This is a genomic window from Streptomyces sp. NP160 (genome assembly GCF_006335115.1).
In the GTDB taxonomy this organism is placed as follows: domain Bacteria; phylum Actinomycetota; class Actinomycetes; order Actinomycetales; family Quadrisphaeraceae; genus Quadrisphaera.
Window position 1 is genome coordinate 26,382 of sequence record NZ_VDMJ01000038.1, and the last position, 15,770, is coordinate 42,151.

The 15,770-nt window shown below is 74.7% G+C and carries 15 protein-coding genes; 8 read left to right on the forward strand and 7 right to left on the reverse strand.

Annotated features, from left to right (window positions below):
- Nucleotides 1–20 precede the first annotated feature (20 nt).
- On the reverse strand, nucleotides 21–1,583 hold the full coding sequence (locus FHN55_RS17755; protein WP_139713669.1) for a sugar transferase: 1,563 nt from the start codon (nucleotides 1,581–1,583) through the stop codon (nucleotides 21–23).
- A gap of 137 nt (nucleotides 1,584–1,720) precedes the next feature.
- Entirely contained in the window at nucleotides 1,721–1,930 is a 210-nt protein-coding gene (locus FHN55_RS17760) for a hypothetical protein (RefSeq protein WP_139713670.1), read from the reverse strand.
- A 198-nt stretch (nucleotides 1,931–2,128) separates the two neighbouring features.
- On the opposite strand from FHN55_RS17760, the gene FHN55_RS17765 reads away from it, so the two are divergent.
- The 5 genes from FHN55_RS17765 (at nucleotide 2,129) to FHN55_RS17785 (ending at nucleotide 6,079) form a co-directional block, all read left to right on the forward strand.
- Entirely contained in the window at nucleotides 2,129–2,731 is a 603-nt protein-coding gene (locus FHN55_RS17765; RefSeq protein WP_139713700.1) for a TetR/AcrR family transcriptional regulator, read from the forward strand.
- A gap of 4 nt (nucleotides 2,732–2,735) precedes the next feature.
- The gene (locus FHN55_RS17770) at nucleotides 2,736–3,251 is read left to right on the forward strand and encodes a MarR family winged helix-turn-helix transcriptional regulator (protein ID WP_139713671.1); all 516 of its coding nucleotides are present in this window, start codon (nucleotides 2,736–2,738) and stop codon (nucleotides 3,249–3,251) included.
- A 62-nt stretch (nucleotides 3,252–3,313) separates the two neighbouring features.
- A complete protein-coding gene (locus FHN55_RS17775; protein WP_218974804.1) occupies nucleotides 3,314–3,922 on the forward strand; it encodes a dTDP-4-dehydrorhamnose 3,5-epimerase family protein in 609 nt (202 codons plus the stop codon).
- Nucleotides 3,919–4,767, forward strand: coding sequence for a dTDP-4-dehydrorhamnose reductase (gene rfbD / locus FHN55_RS17780; RefSeq protein WP_139713673.1), 849 nt, complete (start codon nucleotides 3,919–3,921; stop codon nucleotides 4,765–4,767). Before FHN55_RS17775 ends, rfbD begins: the two co-directional genes overlap by 4 nt.
- Before the next feature lie 199 nt (nucleotides 4,768–4,966).
- Complete coding sequence (locus FHN55_RS17785) at nucleotides 4,967–6,079, forward strand: LCP family protein (RefSeq protein ID WP_139713674.1); 1,113 nt, start codon at nucleotides 4,967–4,969, stop codon at nucleotides 6,077–6,079.
- 38 nt (nucleotides 6,080–6,117) lie between these two features.
- On the opposite strand, the gene rfbB is transcribed toward FHN55_RS17785, so the two are convergent.
- A complete protein-coding gene (gene rfbB, locus FHN55_RS17790) occupies nucleotides 6,118–7,140 on the reverse strand; it encodes a dTDP-glucose 4,6-dehydratase (RefSeq protein WP_139713675.1) in 1,023 nt (340 codons plus the stop codon).
- Nucleotides 7,137–8,048, reverse strand: coding sequence for a glucose-1-phosphate thymidylyltransferase RfbA (gene rfbA, locus FHN55_RS17795; protein WP_139713676.1), 912 nt, complete (start codon nucleotides 8,046–8,048; stop codon nucleotides 7,137–7,139). Before rfbA ends, rfbB begins: the two co-directional genes overlap by 4 nt.
- Before the next feature lie 116 nt (nucleotides 8,049–8,164).
- Here rfbA and FHN55_RS17800 point away from each other — a divergent pair, with 116 nt between their 5' ends.
- From FHN55_RS17800 to FHN55_RS17810, 3 genes are read left to right on the forward strand one after another with little or no spacing between them, the layout of a single operon-like run.
- Nucleotides 8,165–9,439, forward strand: coding sequence for a toxic anion resistance protein (locus tag FHN55_RS17800; RefSeq protein WP_139713677.1), 1,275 nt, complete (start codon nucleotides 8,165–8,167; stop codon nucleotides 9,437–9,439).
- Complete coding sequence (locus FHN55_RS17805) at nucleotides 9,436–10,392, forward strand: hypothetical protein (RefSeq protein ID WP_139713678.1); 957 nt, start codon at nucleotides 9,436–9,438, stop codon at nucleotides 10,390–10,392. The genes FHN55_RS17800 and FHN55_RS17805 overlap by 4 nt, the downstream gene beginning before the upstream one ends.
- A 13-nt stretch (nucleotides 10,393–10,405) precedes the next feature.
- A complete protein-coding gene (locus FHN55_RS17810; protein ID WP_139713679.1) occupies nucleotides 10,406–11,281 on the forward strand; it encodes a hypothetical protein in 876 nt (291 codons plus the stop codon).
- Between the two features lie 25 nt (nucleotides 11,282–11,306).
- Here the strand turns inward: FHN55_RS17810 and FHN55_RS17815 are convergent, their stop codons facing one another.
- Genes FHN55_RS17815 through FHN55_RS17825 form a run of 3 tightly spaced genes read right to left on the reverse strand, consistent with a single transcriptional unit; the run spans nucleotide 11,307 to nucleotide 15,736 of the window.
- Nucleotides 11,307–13,169 (reverse strand): ABC-F family ATP-binding cassette domain-containing protein, encoded by a 1,863-nt coding sequence (locus FHN55_RS17815; RefSeq protein ID WP_218974800.1) that lies wholly within the window; start codon nucleotides 13,167–13,169, stop codon nucleotides 11,307–11,309.
- A 33-nt stretch (nucleotides 13,170–13,202) separates the two neighbouring features.
- Complete coding sequence (locus FHN55_RS17820; RefSeq protein ID WP_218974801.1) at nucleotides 13,203–14,192, reverse strand: 4-(cytidine 5'-diphospho)-2-C-methyl-D-erythritol kinase; 990 nt, start codon at nucleotides 14,190–14,192, stop codon at nucleotides 13,203–13,205.
- A gap of 50 nt (nucleotides 14,193–14,242) precedes the next feature.
- Complete coding sequence (locus tag FHN55_RS17825; protein ID WP_139713682.1) at nucleotides 14,243–15,736, reverse strand: sugar transferase; 1,494 nt, start codon at nucleotides 15,734–15,736, stop codon at nucleotides 14,243–14,245.
- Between the last annotated feature and the right edge of the window lie 34 nt (nucleotides 15,737–15,770).

Consider the following 15,770-nt stretch of genomic DNA (forward strand, 5'->3'; position numbering starts at 1 on the left):
TCGGGGCGGGCGGCCCCCGGTCAGTAGGCGCCGCGGCTGCGCACCACGGCACCGACGGTCTTCCACAGGATCATGAAGTCGAAGGCGAAGGACCAGTTCTCCACGTACCGGAGGTCGAGCCTCAGCGACTCGTCCCAGTCCAGGTCCGAGCGCCCGTTGATCTGCCACAGGCCCGTCAGACCCGGCTTGACCAGCAGCTTGCGGCGCGCGTCGTCACCGTAGACGGCCACCTCGCGGGCCAGCGGCGGCCGCGGCCCCACCAGCGACATCTGGCCGACGAGGACGTTGAACAGCTGCGGCAGCTCGTCCAGCGACAGCCGCCGCAGCACCCGGCCCACGCGCGTCACGCGCGGGTCCTGCTTCATCTTGAACAGCACCGCGTTGCCCTCGCTCGAGGCCACCAGCTCGCGCAGGCGGGCCTCGGCGTCCACCACCATGCTGCGGAACTTCAGCATCCCGAACGTGCGGCCCTCCAGGCCCACCCGCTCCTGGCGGAACAGGACCGGTCCCGGGCTGTCCAGCTTGACGGCCAGCGCGATGCCGAGGAGCACGGGGGCCAGCAGCAGGAGCGCGCCTCCCGCTGCCAGGACGTCCACCGTCTGCTTGGCGTAGCGGCGGAAACCGGTGAGCTCTGGCCGCTCCAGGTGCAGCAGCGGAAGCCCGCACACCGGGCGGATCGCCACCCGCGGACCCACGACCTCGGTCACGGCCGGCGCCACGAACAGGTCGGCGTGGGTCTCCTCCAGCGCCCAGCCCAGCCGGCGCAGGAAGGCGCCGTCGACCTCCGGCGTCGGCAGCACAGCGACCGCGTCGACCCCGGCGCGGACGCTGATGTCGGCCACCTCGTCCAGGGTGCCCAGCACCGAGACGCCCATCTCGGCGAGCTGGGCGGGGACCGACGACTCGTCACCCCGCCGGCCGCTCCCCGGGTCGGGCAGGCAGACGCCCGCGACGACCATGCCGTGGTACTTGGCTCGCCGCACCTGGCGCACGACGGCGAGGACCCCCTCCGGGTGGCCTGCGACCAGGAGCGACTGCGTGTGCAGGCCGCGCTCGCGCTGGCTGTGGAGGCGCTGCCGCGTCAGGTAGCGCAGGACCAGCAGCAGCACCGTGCCGAACGGCAGCGCCAGCAGCACGTACCCGCGGGCGATGTCCACCCGGAAGACCCACGACGCCGTGGCCACGAGGGCGAGGGCGAGGGTGCTCGCCCTGACCACGCGGCCGTACTCCTCGCTGCCCAGGCCGAGGAAGCGCGTCTCGTAGGCGCGGTTGGCGAAGAGCGCCGAGAACCACACCAGCGGGACCACCACGAGCAGGAGGAGGTCCTGCCAGAAGGCCGTCGGCACTCCCCCGAAGCGCAGGGCGTAGGCGGAGGTCACCGCTGCCGTCACCGCGACGACGTCCGCCGCCACCACGCGTCGCAGGTAGGCGGTGGTCCAGTGGGAGCGGGGAGGCGGGACGCGACGCAGGCGTCCCGGGAGGTCTGGCACCGCGGACCGCCCGCGGTCGGCCTCTCGCCCGCCGGCTGTCGCCGGAGCCTCAGGGTCCGTGGGGGGCACGGGGCCGGGCACGACGGTGGTCATGGAGGCTCCTGTGCGTGAAGGGCGGCGAGGGCGTGATCACACCGAAGCGCCAGCCCGCGAGCGAGGGAAGCAGGTCGGCCGCCGTTCACCCTCGCGCCGTCACCCGTTCAGGTGATCGGGCTGTCCGGGGCGCGGCGTCAGCCGCGCGGGAGGATGGCGAACCGGAGCACCTCCGGCGACGCGGTCGCCTGCGCGGGGATGAGGCTGAGGTCGGGCAGCGGCACCGGGACGGCCTCGCCGCGGAGCTCAGCGGCGCGAGCGGCGCGGGAGATCGCCACACCGACGAGCACCGCGACCACCGGGCTCGCGAGCAGCCACACCACCAGCACCTGCACCACCGTCTCCACTGGTTCCTCCTGGGGTCGATCGCGGTCGCGAGGCGGTGCCGCGCAGGCGGCCCCGACGGGTGCTGCATCGGCAGCCCCACCGCCGGACCTGAGCCCCTCGTCACGACGACCACCGCCGGTCACCCGTCCAGCGCAACCTCCCGGCACGGCCGGGACGCCGCCGCCGTAGGGCACGATGGCGGGGTGGGGCGCACGCGGATGACCGGCGCTGAGCGGCGCGAGCAGCTGCTCGTCGTCGGGCGCGGCCTGTTCGCGCAGAAGGGCTTCGACGGCACCAGCGTCGAGGAGGTCGCAGCCCGCGCCCGCGTCTCCAAGCCGGTGGTCTACGAGCACTTCGGCGGCAAGGAGGGCCTGTACGCCGTCATCGTCGACCGCGAGGTCCGTGCGCTGCTCGCCGCTCTCAGCGCGGCCCTGGACACCCGGGCCCACCCCCGCGTGCTGCTGGAGCGCACCACGCTCGCGCTGCTGGGGTACGTCGAGGAGAACACCGACGGGTTCCGCATCCTCGTGCGCGACTCCCCCGTGGCGCAGACCACCGGCACCTTCGCGAGCCTGCTGGGCGACGTCGCCACCCAGGTCGAGGAGATGCTCTCCGAGGAGTTCCGGCGCCTCGGGCTCAGCGTCGACGCCGCCCCGATGTACGCGCAGATGCTCGTGGGCATGGTCGCGCTGACCGGCCAGTGGTGGCTGGGCTCGCGCACGCCCGACAAGGCCGTGGTGGCCGCGCACATCGTCAACCTGGCGTGGAACGGGCTGTCCGGCATGGAGCCGCGTCCGCGCCTGACCCCGCACGCGAGCTGACCCGGTGGACGACGAGCACGACGAGCACGCCGAGCCCGACGAGGTCGACCGGCTGGTCGCCGCGTGGGCCCGCGAGCGCCCCGACCTCGACGCGTCGCCGCTGCTGGTGCTGTCGCGGGTGTCGCGGCTGGCGCACCACCTGGAGCGGGCGCGGGCGGAGGCGTTCGCCGCTACCGAGCTGGTGCAGTGGGAGTTCGACGTGCTCGCGGCGCTGCGGCGCTCGGGCGCGCCGCACGCGCTGTCGCCGTCGTCGCTGGCGGCGGCGACGCTGGTGACGAGCGGCACCATGACCACCCGGATCGACAGGCTCACCGCTCGCGGCCTGGTGGAGCGCCACCCCGACCCGGCGGACCGGCGCGGGGTGCTCGTGCAGCTGACCGGCGCCGGCGCCCGTCGGGTCGACGCCGCCCTGGCGGACCTCCTGGTGCGCGAGCGGTCCGTGCTGGACGCGCTCTCTCCGTCGCAGGCCGAGCAGCTCGCCGAGCTGCTCCGGGCGCTGCTGGGTCCCTTCGAGGGCTGAGCCGCCCGGGCGCCGTTCGGGCCCGGCGGGGCGCGTGCGCCGCTACGGTCGCGTGCGTGCTGATCGAGCCCCTGCCCGTCGCCGGCGCGTGGTCCATCACCCCGAGGCAGTTCGGGGACGACCGCGGCACCTTCCTCGAGGCCTTCAAGAACGACGCCCTCGCCGAGGTCATCGGCCACCACCTCACGGTGGCGCAGGTCAACTGCTCGGTCTCGGCAGCCGGTGCGCTGCGAGGCGTCCACTTCGCCGACGTGCCCCCGGGCCAGGCCAAGTACGTCACCTGCACGGTGGGAGCGGTGCTCGACGTCATCGTCGACATCCGCACCGGCTCGCCCACCTACGGGCAGTGGACCTCGGTCCTCCTCGACGACGTCGACCGCCGCGCCGTCTACCTCGCCGAGGGCCTGGGCCACGCCTTCTGCTCCCTGGCCGACGGCTCCACCGTCACCTACCTCTGCTCCACCGGGTACGACCCGGCCGCCGAGCACGGCGTGCACCCCCTCGACCCGGAGATCGGCATCGCGTGGCCCACCCACGGGCGCGACGGCCGGCCGCTCAGCTACGAGCTGTCCGCCAAGGACCAGGCCGCGCCGACGCTCGCGCAGGCCGCGGAGGACGGCCTGCTGCCCACGTGGGAGACGGCCCGCTCCTTCGCGGGGGTGCAGGCGTGAGGGTCCTGGTCACCGGCGCGGCCGGCATGCTCGGGCAGGACGTGGTGGCGCTCCTGCGCGAGCGCGGCCACGACGTCACCGCAGCCGGCCGCGCCGACGTCGACGTCACCGACGCCGCCTCCCTGACCGCCGCCGTCCCGGGCCACGCCGCCGTGGTGAACTGCGCCGCCCACACCGCCGTGGACGCCGCGGAAACCGACGTCGAGGCTGCTGAGCTGCTCAACGCCACCGCGCCAGGTCTGCTCGGGACCGCATGCACGGCCGCGGGAGCGCGGCTGGTGCACGTCTCCACCGACTACGTCTTCTCCGGGGACGCCGACGAGCCGTACGCCGAGGACGCGCCCGTCGCGCCGCGCTCGGTGTACGGACGCACCAAGGCCGCCGGCGAGGCGGCGGCCCTCGCCGCCCAGCCCGACACCCTCGTGGTGCGCACCGCCTGGCTCTACGGCGCCGGTGGAGGCTGCTTCCCCAAGACCATCGCGCGGGCCGCCCGCGAGCGCGGTGCCGTGAGCGTGGTGGACGACCAGGTGGGGCAGCCGACATGGACCGCGGACGTGGCGCGCGTCGTCGCAGACCTGCTGGAGGCCGGCGCACCGGCGGGGACGTACCACGCGACCTCCAGCGGGCGCACGAGCTGGTACGGGTTCACGCAGGCGGTGCTGGCCTCGGCGGGGATCGACCCCGGCACTGCGAGCCCCACGACCAGCGAGGCGTTCGCGCGGCCGGCGCCGCGCCCGGCGTGGTCGGTGCTCGGGCACGAGGCGCTGGTGGCGGCCGGCGTGGCGCCGATCGACGACTGGGCGCTGCGCTGGGACGCAGCTGCCGCCGCCGTCCTCGCCAGCTGACAGCGGCTCCCGCTCTTCGCGACGCTGCGTGACTGCCCGGTCACTCTCGCGTGACAAGGGTCGGTGGCACGGCGCAGCGGGTCCAGCGCCAGCGGGTGACCCGCTGGTCACAGCGTGTCGGGTGCGCTCCCCACCGACCTAGCGTCGGCGGCCGGACGGGGCACGACCGGGCGCCCCCGCACGCCGCAGGGGGCAGCACGTGAGCACCGTCGAGGACGAGCGCGCAGCGCTGGACCAGCTGCTCGCACCGCGCCAGGACGCACCCGCAGCCCCGCGACGCCGGCGCAGGCCCCGGCTGGTTCTCGTGCTGGCCGCCGTCGTGGTGGTGGCGCTCGCAGCCTCGGCCACGGCGCTGTGGAGCTCGGTGCCCGCTGTCGGTCACCTCGGCGACCCGTTCTCCGCCATCCCCGCCGCCGAGCGGCCCGCCGTGGACGCCGCGGCCGGGCAGGCGCAGAACATCCTGCTGATCGGATCGGACAGCCGCGCCAACGGCGACGGCTCCGAGGTGACCGACCCGTCCGGTGCGGAGAGCGGCCAGGAGGCCGACTGGACGCGCGGCGGCCAGCGCAGCGACGTGCTCGCCGTGCTCCACCTGTCCGCCGACGGGCGCAGCGCGGCGATGGTCTCCATCCCCCGCGACTCCTGGGTGGCCGTCCCCGGCTACGGCACCACCAAGGTCAACGCCGCCTTCGCCTACGGCGGTGCGTCGCTGGCGGTCCAGACCGTCGAGCAGCTCACCGGGGTGCGCATCGACCACGTGGTGGCGATCGACTTCTCCGGCTTCGCCCGCGTCACCGACGCGCTCGGCGGCGTGCGCATCTGCGTGCCGAAGACGGTCAGCGACCAGATCGGCACCGTCGAGGCCGGCTGCCAGGTGATGGACGGCGCGCAGGCCCTCGACTACGTCCGCCAGCGCAAGACCCTGCCCGGCGGCGACTTCGACCGGCAGCGCCGCCAGCAGAACTGGATGCGCTCGGTGATCGCCGGCGCCACCGACCGCGAGCTGCTGGGCGACCCCGTCAAGCTCACCGCCGTGGTGCGCGAGCTGGCCGCCTCGGTGCGCACCGACGACGGGCTGGGCGAACCGCAGCTGCTGTCCCTGGCCCTGGAGCACCGCGACCTGCGCGCTGACGACGTGGCCTTCCTGCAGGCACCGCTCGCCAGCCCCGCCACGGGGATGGAGGGGTCGCAGTCGGTGGTCTACCTCGACGCCGGCGCCGGGGCGGAGCTGTGGCAGGCGGTCAAGCGCGACGACGTCGCCTCCTGGGTGGCCGCCCACCCTGACGCCGAGCTCGCCGACACCGTCAGGTAGCCGGCGCGAGCGCCGGGTCCGCAGGGGCCACCGGCTGCTCAGCGACCGAGCTGGGCGTACTTGGCCTCGGTGGCGGCCTTGCGGGGCCGCCACCACGCCTCGTGGTCGCGGTACCAGTCGAACGTCGCCTTCAGCCCCGACTCCAGGTCGGAGTGCAGCGGGCGCCACCCCAGCTCCTCGCGCAGCTGGGTGGCGTCGATGGCGTAGCGCAGGTCGTGCCCGGGGCGGTCGGAGACGAGGTCGTACGCGTCGGCGTCCTCCCCCGCGATCTCCAGCAGCGCCCGCACCACGCGCAGGTTGTTCGCCTCGCCGTCCGCGCCGATGAGGTACGTCTGGCCGGTCCGGCCGCGACCCAGCACCGCCCACACCGCGCGGTTGTGGTCGTCGACGTGGATCCAGTCGCGCACGTTGGTGCCCGCGCCGTAGACCTTGGGGCGCACGCCGTCGAGGATGTTGGTGATCTGGCGCGGGATGAACTTCTCCACGTGCTGCCACGGCCCGTAGTTGTTCGAGCAGTTGGAGATGGTGGCGCGGATCCCGAACGAGCGCGCCCAGGCCCGCACCAGCAGGTCGGACCCGGCCTTGGTGGCCGAGTACGGCGAGGACGGGTTGTACGGGGTGTCCGCGGTGAACTTCTCCCGCTGCGGGTCGTCGGCCGGCTCGGCCAGCGGCAGGTCGCCGTAGACCTCGTCGGTGGAGACGTGGTGGTACCTCACGCCGTGCTGCCGGACGGCCTCCAGCAGCGCGTACGTGCCCAGCAGGTTGGTCTGCACGAACGGCCACGGGTCGTGCAGGGAGTTGTCGTTGTGCGACTCCGCCGCGAAGTGCACCACCGCCCCGTCCTCACCGAGGCCACCGACGAGCTCGGAGACGAGCGCGGTGTCCGCGCAGTCGCCCTCCACGAAGGTGATCCGGTCCGCGACGGCGTCGAGCGTGGCGCGGTCACCGGCGTAGGTGAGCTTGTCGAGGACGACGACGTCGACGTCGGGGCGCTCCCTTGCGGTGGCGTGGACGAAGTTGGCGCCGATGAACCCGGCGCCCCCGGTGACCAGCAGCTTCACAGCGACTCCCCCGCGCTCGTCGTCATGGCGCCCGGCCCGGCGTGGCGGCGCTCCAGCAGCTCCAGCAGGTAGGTCCCGTACCCGGACTTCACCAGCGGCTCCGCGCGCTGGCGCAGCTCCTCGTCGGACAGGAAGCCCTGGTGCCAGGCCACCTCCTCCGGCGCCCCGATCTTCAGGCCCTGCCGGGCCTCGATGGTGCGGATGTACACCCCGGCGTCCATGAGGGAGTCCACTGTCCCGGTGTCCAGCCACGCCGTCCCGCGCGGCAGCACCTCCACCCACAGCCGTCCCTGCTCCAGGTAGGTGCGGTTGACGTCCGTGATCTCGTACTCCCCGCGGGCGGAGGGCCGCAGGTCCCGGGAGATGGACACGACGTCGTTGTCGTAGAAGTACAGGCCCGGCACCGCGAAGTTGCTCCGCGGCACGGCCGGCTTCTCCTCCAGGGAGACCGCACGGCCGGCGGCGTCGAACTCGATGACGCCGTACGCCGTGGGGTCGGCCACCCAGTAGCCGAAGATCGACGCGCCGTCGATGTCCACGAACCGCGCCAGCTGGGTGCCCAGGCCGGGCCCGTAGAAGATGTTGTCGCCCAGCACCAGCGCCACGGTGTCGCCGCCGATGAAGTCCGCACCCAGCACGAACGCCTGCGCCAGCCCGTTGGGCTCGGCCTGCACCTGGTAGCTGATCGCCACCCCGAACTGCGAGCCGTCTCCGAGCAGGCGCTGGAACGCCGCGGCGTCGTGCGGGGTGGTGATGACCAGCACGTCCCGGATGCCCGCCGCGATGAGCGTGGACAGCGGGTAGTAGACCATCGGCTTGTCGTAGACCGGCACCAGCTGCTTGGACGTGCCCAGGGTCAGCGGGTGCAGCCGCGTCCCCGAGCCCCCGGCCAGGATGATCCCCTTCACGGGTCACGACCGTAGCGGGCCGTCGGGGACCGCGGGGCCGGTCGCGTTCGGTGCCTGCGGCCAGCAGCGTCCACAATGGGAGGGGACCGCACCTGCCGCAGGAGGAGTCGCTCCGGATGCCTGACCCGTCGGACAGCTCGCTGGACCTGGGCGCAGCCCCGGGAGCCCCCACGCCGGCCGGGGCGGGCCCGAGAGGTCTCGACCTCACGCCGGCGGCACCGGTGCCCGCCGTCCCGGAGGACGAGGCCGAGGGGATGGTCCCGCTCGACCCGGCCACTCGCGCCGCGCTGGCCGAGCGGGCGCGGGCGTTCGTCGCCGACCTCGCCGGCAAGGACCCGCGCAGCCCGGAGTTCCAGCGCAAGCTGGACGACGTCGTGAAGATGGGTGACCGGGAGGTCCGCGCCTCCTCGCAGGTGTCCAACCGGATGCTGCAGCGCCCCTCGTCCAGCCCGGCGGGTGCCGCGAAGCGGCCGGGCAGCGGCCCCGCCGCCGACGCGCAGGTGCAGGTGGCGGACACCCTCGCCGAGCTGCGCCGCACCGTCACCGAGCTCGACCCGGGACGCGCCGACCTCAAGGGGCCGCGCCGGCTGTTCGGCCTGCTGCCCGGCGGCCAGAAGGTGCAGCGGTACTTCGACCGCTACCAGGACGCGCAGAGCCAGCTGGACGCGATCATCCGCGCCCTGGCGAGCGGCCAGGACGCGCTGCGCCGCGACAACGCGGCCATCGAGCAGGAGAAGGCCGAGCTGTGGGCCACCATGGGCAAGCTCACCGAGTACGTGGTGCTGGCCCGGGCCCTCGACACGGCCACCCAGGAGAAGGTCACCGAGCTGTCGCTGACGGACCCGAAGGCCGCCGACGCGCTCACGGCCGACGCGCTGTTCCCGATCCGGCAGCGCCACCAGGACCTGCTGACGCAGCTCACCGTCAGCGCGCAGGGCTACCTCGCGCTCGACCTGGTCCGCCGCAACAACGTCGAGCTCATCAAGGGCGTCGACAGGGCGCAGACCACCACCGTCTCGGCGCTGCGCACCGCCGTCGTCGTCGCGCAGGCCCTGTCCCAGCAGCAGCTGGTGCTCGACCAGGTCAGCGCCCTCAACAGCACCACCAGCGCGACCATCGAGTCGACGTCGCGGCTGCTGCGGCAGCAGACGGCGCAGGTCCACGAGCAGGCCGCCAGCGCGACCGTCGACGTGGAGGTGCTGCAGCGGGCCTTCGACGAGGTGTTCGCCACCATGGACGCGATCGACACGTTCAAGCTGAAGGCCGTGGAGAACCTCGCCACCACCGTCGACGCGCTCGAGGGCCAGATGAGGAGGTCCCGCTCGTACGTCGCCCGCACGCGCGAGGCGGAGGCGCGCGACGCGGCGGCCCAGATCGAAGACCGCCAATGACCTCGCCCACCGACCGGTCAGGTCCGCCGGACCGGACCGAGCGCCCCGAGCTCACCGAGCTCGCCGAGCTGCGGGAGCGCTCGCGGGAGGTGGCGCGCCGGGTGTCCCAGGACGTCGGCCGGCAGGTCGGGACGGCGGCGCGCCGGCAGGGGTGGCGCGCGCGGAAGTCGGCCTGGCTCCTGCTGCCGGTGGCCGGGCTCCCGTGGGTGGGCTTCGGGTACATCAGCTGGAAGGCGCGCCGTCCGCAGTGGGCGGGTGCCGCCGCGCTGCACCTGGGCGTCTCGGCCGGCGCGGTCACCGCGCTGAGCGCCGGCGAGCTGTGGACCACCGTGCTGGGCGTGCTCGTCGCCGGCGGTGGCTGGGGCGCGGGCGTGGTGCACGGGCTCACGGCCAACCCCCGCTGGCTGCGGACCAGCGCCCAGCTGGCACCGAACCCGTCGGCCCCGTGGCTGCCGCCGCTGACCGGGGCGTCGTCGTCCTCGGCGCTGTCGGCGGCCAGCGGACCGCAGCCGAGCGACCCCGCCGAGCGGGCGGCGCTGCACCAGCTCCGGCTGGAGGAGCTCGTGGCCGTGGCCGCGCGCGCCGGCACCGCCCTGCCGCCGGCGGTGCTGCCGCTGGTGCGCGAGGTGCACGACGCCGCCCTGCCGCTGCTGGCGCGCGCCGCCGGTCGCGGTCGCCCGGTCCCGGCCCTGGACCTGTACGAGGTGGAGGCCGTGGTGGGCGAGCACCTGCCCGCGGCCCTCGGGCAGTACCTCGCGCTGCCGCCCGGCTACGCGCCCGACACCGTCGCCGGCGGGCCGACGCCCACCGAGGCGCTGCTGGCCCAGCTCCGCTCGATGGTGGGCCTGCTCGCCGAGGTCACCGAGCGCGTGCACGAGCACGACGCCCGCGAGCTGCGCGTCCAGGCGGCGTTCCTCGGTGAGAAGGTGCGGCGCTCGGAGCTGGACCTGTGAGCGGGGGAGCGCGGTGAGCCGGGAGGACAAGGACGACGAGAAGGCCGCCGAGGCCGAGGCGCGCGAGATCGAGCGCTACGGCATCGACGAGCGGACGCTCACGCCGATCGGGCTGACCACCCCGAGCGGGAGGTTCGTGCCGGAGGTGGTCGTCAACGTCGTGCGCTTCACCTGGCTGGGCGCGTGGATCGCGCTGTTCGCCTGGGGGCTGACCGGGCCGGCGCTCGTGGTGATGTTCGCGTGGATCGCCGCGAACGGCGCCTACGAGAAGCACCGCAAGCAGCTGCGGCGCGAGCGCCGGCGGCAGATCCAGGCGCACATCACCGCGCGTGGCGGCCTGCCGGCGGGCGGGGGCACCGACGCGGTGGGCCCCGCCGGCGTGCCGGCCGCGCTGGCGAGCGCTCCCCCGGCACCGGGGGCCGCGCCGTCGGCGGCTGCGGAGCAGCCGGTCGCCGTGCCGCCGTCGCTGTCCGCGAGCCCCGCCGAGCGGGCGCTGACCCGCACGCTGCGCCGCGTCGAGGCCTCCGAGCGCTTCGAGCGGCGCGACGCGGTGCTCGTGGGCGAGCTGGCCGACGTGCTGTTCCCGCTGCTGGCCAAGGTGTCCGAACCGGGCTCGGACCCGCGGGTGCGGCACGACGTGGAGACGATCGCCACCGAGCACCTGCCGGCCAGCGTCGACGCGTTCCTCGCCCTGCCCGCCGAGCACGTCCGCACCAGCAGGAACTCCTCCGGGCGCACGCCCCTGGAGGAGCTGCGCACCCAGCTCGACCTGCTGCTCACCGGCTGCGAGCAGCTGCAGGAGGCGGTGCTGCGCTCCGACGTGGCGCGCCAGCAGGAGCAGTCGCGCTTCCTCGAGCAGAAGTTCCGCCCCAGCGGCCTGGACCTCTGACCCGGCGCGGAGCAGCCGGCGCAGGTCAGCCGGCGGTCTCGGCGGCCTCCAGCCACTCCTCCTCGAGCGCCTCCTTCTCGGAGAGCAGCTCGCGCAGCTCGGCGTCGAGCTTGGCGGCGGCGCCGTAGTCGGCGGCGCTGGCGGCGAGCGCGTCGTGCAGCTTCGCCTCCCGCTCGGACAGCTTGGCCAGCTGCCGCTCCAGGCGCGCCACCTCCTTGCGCGCGGCGCGGGCGTCGGCGGCGGACGCCCCTGAGCCGGTGCCGTCCTGGCGCGGTCTCGCCTGGTCGTCGCTGAGGGTGGTCTGCCCGGTGGTGGCGGCGCCGGCGTGGCGCAGGCGGAGGTACTCCTCCACCCCGCCGGGCAGGTCGCGGATGGCGCCGTCACCGAGCAGGGCCACCTGGCGGTCGGTGGTGCGCTCCAGCAGGTACCGGTCGTGGCTGACCACCACGAGGGTCCCGGCGAAGCCGTCGAGCACGTCCTCGACGGCGGCGAGGGTGTCGGTGTCGAGGTCGTTGGTGGGCTCGTCGAGCAGCAGGAGGTTGGGCCCCCGCACCAGCAGCCGGGCGAGCTGCAGGCGGCGCCGCTCACCACCGGAGAGGTCGCGCACGTGGGTCCACGCCCGCGCCGCGGGGAAGCCGAGCCGCTCCACCACGGAGGAGGCGGTGAGCTCCTTGCCGGTGGCCACGTCGAGCACGCTGGTCGCCTCGCGCTCCACGGTCTCCAGCACGCGCTGGTCGGCCACGGCGTCGAGCTCGCGCAGGTCCTGGCTGAGCACGCCCGTCACCACGGTCTTGCCCAGCTTCACGCGTCCGGCGTCCGGCTGCACCTGCCCCAGCAGCAGCTTGAGCAGGGTGGTCTTGCCGGAGCCGTTGACGCCCACCACGCCGATCCGGTCCCCCGGTCCGAGGCGCCACGTCACGTCGTCGAGGAGCACGCGCCGCCCGTCGCCCTCGCCCACGGCGAGGGAGGCGCCCTCGACGTCGACGACGTCCTTGCCCAGACGGGCCGTCGCGGTGCGCGCCAGCGCGAACGCGTCGCGCGGCGGCGGCTCGGCGGCGATGAGCGCGTTGGCGGCCTCGATGCGGAAGCGGGGCTTGCTCGTGCGGGCCGGCGCGCCGCGGCGCAGCCACGCGAGCTCCTTGCGGAGCAGGTTGTCGCGCCGCTCCGCGGTCACCGAGGCGATGCGGGCGCGCTCGGCGCGGGCCAGCACGTAGGCGGCGTAGCCGCCGTCGTAGGCGTCGACGACGCCGTCGTGCACCTCCCACGTCCTCTCGACGACGGCGTCGAGGAACCACCGGTCGTGGGTGACGACCACCAAGGCACCGCGCGCGCTCCCGCTGCCGCCCCAGCGCGTGCGCAGGTGCTCGGCCAGCCACGCGACGCCCTCGACGTCGAGGTGGTTGGTGGGCTCGTCGAGGAGCAGCACGTCGTCGTCGCCGGCCATGAGCCGCGCCAGCGCGACGCGGCGCCGCTGCCCGCCCGACAGCTGTCCCACCAGCGCCTCGGCGCCCCCGGGAGCCGCTGCGGGGCCCTCGAGCATGTCGCCGAGCAGCCCGTCGAGCACGGAGCGGATGCGGGCGTCGGAGGCCCACACGTGGTCGGGCACGTCGCCGACCACGGCGCGGCGCACGGTGTGGGAGGGGTCGAGGTCGTCGGACTGCGACAGCACGCCGAGCGTCGTGCCCCGGCTGCGGGTGGCCCGGCCGCCGTCGAGGGCCTGGCTCCCGGCCAGCACGCGCAGCAGCGTGGACTTGCCGTCGCCGTTGCGGCCGACCACGCCCACCCGCGCGCCGTCGTCGAGGCCGAGCGAGACGCCGTCGAGCACGGTGCGCGCACCGTGGATGACGGTCGCGCCCTCGAGGTTCAGGAGGTGGGCCACACCCCCCATCCTCCCCGACCTGGGAGGAGCCTCAGCGCACGGTCAGCGGACGGTGGGGTGGGAGCCCGTCGAGGGGTGGAACGGGGACGGCGCCACCGCGTCGACCTGGCGGGCGCCGTGCACCGGCCCCGTCACACGGCGCACGTCGGAGGCCAGCCCGGACGCCGTCAGCGCCACCGCCAGCTCCAGGGCCGCGGACCGGTCGGGGACCAGCAGCGCCACCGTCGGCCCGGAGCCGGAGACCAGGGACCCGAGCACGTCGTGGTCGCGTCCGAGGTCGAGCACGCGGCGCAGCGCGGGCCGCAGCGAGCAGGCGGCGTCCTGCAGGTCGTTGACCAGAGCTGCCCCCAGCGCGTCGGCCTCACCGCTGCGCAGCGCCTGCGCCAGACCGGCCGGCACCTCCGGGTCGAGCGCGGGCGCCTGCTCGCCGGCGTCGGCCAGCAGCCTGTCCCGCTCGCGGTACACCGCCGGCGTCGACAGGCCCTCGTCGGCGATGGCCAGCACCCAGTGGAACTCCCCGCGCGCCAGCACGGGGGTCAGCTGGTCGCCGCGGCCCACGCCCAGCGCCGTGCCGCCCATGAGGGCGAACGGGACGTCGGCGCCGAGCTCGGCGCCCATGCGCTCCAGCTCGTCGCGGCCGGCGCCGGTGCCCCAGAGCAGGTCGCACGCCAGCAGGGCGGCCGCGGCGTCGGCGGAGCCGCCGGCCATGCCTCCCGCCACGGGGGCGCTCTTGCGGATGGACAGGGCCACGTCGGCGGGCACGCCGGCGCGCTCGGCCAGCAGGTGCGCGGCGCGCACCGCCAGGTTGGTCCCGTCCAGCGGGGTGGAGGCGGCGCCCGTGCCCCGCACGGACACGGTGACGCCCGTGACCCCGTCGCGCGGGAGGGAGGCGCTGACCTCCTCGAAGACCGAGACGGCCTGGTAGACGCTGACCACGTCGTGGTACCCGTCGTCCTCGAGGGCTCCGACCCGCAGTGCCAGGTTGATCTTGGCGGGGGCTCGGACGACCACCCGCTCCCCCGGTGCCGTCACCTCGCGCACCCTACGGGACGGCGCACGGGGCCCAGGACCCCCACCGCGGGTCAGTAGGCGCCGCGGCTCCGCACGACGGCCCCGAAGGTCTTCCAGAGGATCATGAAGTCGAACCCGAAGGACCAGTTCTCCACGTACCGCAGGTCCAGACGGACCGACTCGTCCCAGTCCAGGTCGGACCGGCCGTTGATCTGCCACAGCCCCGTCAGGCCCGGCTTGACCAGCAGCTTGCGCCGCGCGTCGTCGCCGTAGACGGCCACCTCCCGCGCCAGCGGCGGACGCGGACCCACCAGCGACATCTGGCCGAGCAGCACGTTGAACAGCTGCGGCAGCTCGTCCAGCGACAGCCGCCGCAGCACCCGACCCACGCGCGTCACCCGCGGGTCCTGCCTCATCTTGAACAGCACCGCGTTCCCCTCGCTGGAGGCGGCCAGGTCGCGCAGGCGCGCCTCGGCGTCCACCACCATGCTGCGGAACTTCAGCATCCCGAACGTGCGGCCCTCCAGGCCCACCCGCTCCTGGCGGAAGAACACCGGGCCGCGGCTGTCCAGCTTGACGGCCAGCGCGATGGCCAGGATCACCGGCGCGAGGAACAGGATCCCGCAGGCCGAGGCGACCCGGTCGAAGGTGCCCTTGGCAAAGCGGCGGAAGCCCGTGAGCTCAGGGCGCTCCAGGTGCAGCAGCGGCAGCCCGCACACCGGCCGGATCGCCACCCGCGGCCCCACCACCTCGGTGACGGCCGGGGCCACGTAGAGGTCGGCGTGGGTCTCCTCCAGCGCCCAGCCCAGCCGGCGCAGGAAGACGCCGTCAGTCTCGGGCGTGGGCAGCACCGCCACCGCGTCCACGTCTGCGGTGGTGCTCACCTCGATCACGTCGTCGAGGGTCCCCAGGACCGGGACGCCGAGGGCTGCGAGCGCTCGCTCCTCCGGCCCCGGTCGCCCCGTGCGGGTGGGGGGCAGGCACACACCGACCACGCGCATGCCGTGGTAGCTGGCGCGGCTGATCTGGCGGACCATCGCTAGGGTCCCCTGGCGGTGCCCCACCACCAGGAGTGACTGCATGTGCAGGCCGCGGTCGCGCTGGGCGTGCAGCCACTTGCGCATGGCGTAGCGCAGGAGGAGCAGCGCCACCATCCCCAGCGGCAGCGCGAAGAGCACGTAGCCGCGCGCGATCTCCAGCTGGAAGGCCCACGACGCGGTGCCGACGAGCGCCAGGGTGAACACGCTCGCCTGGAGGACCCTGTCGTACTCCTCGTTGCCCAGGCCCATGAAGCGCGTCTCGTAGGCGCGGAAGACGAAGAGCGCGGCGAACCAGGCGGCGGGGACGACCCCGAGGAGGAGCAGCGCCTGGACCGGGTGCTCGTGGGCGTTGCCGAACCGCAGCAGGTAGGCGAGGAAGGTCGAGACGGTGATGGCGCCCACGTCGGCGAGGACCACGCGACGGCGGTAGGCAGGCGCCCAGTGCGTGCGGGGGGGCGCGACGCGCGCGATGCGACCGGGGAAGGAGTAGGCGTCGGTCGGGACCGCGCGCACCTGTACCGTCATGCGACTCCCCCAGTGGTGGCTGCACCCACGAGGG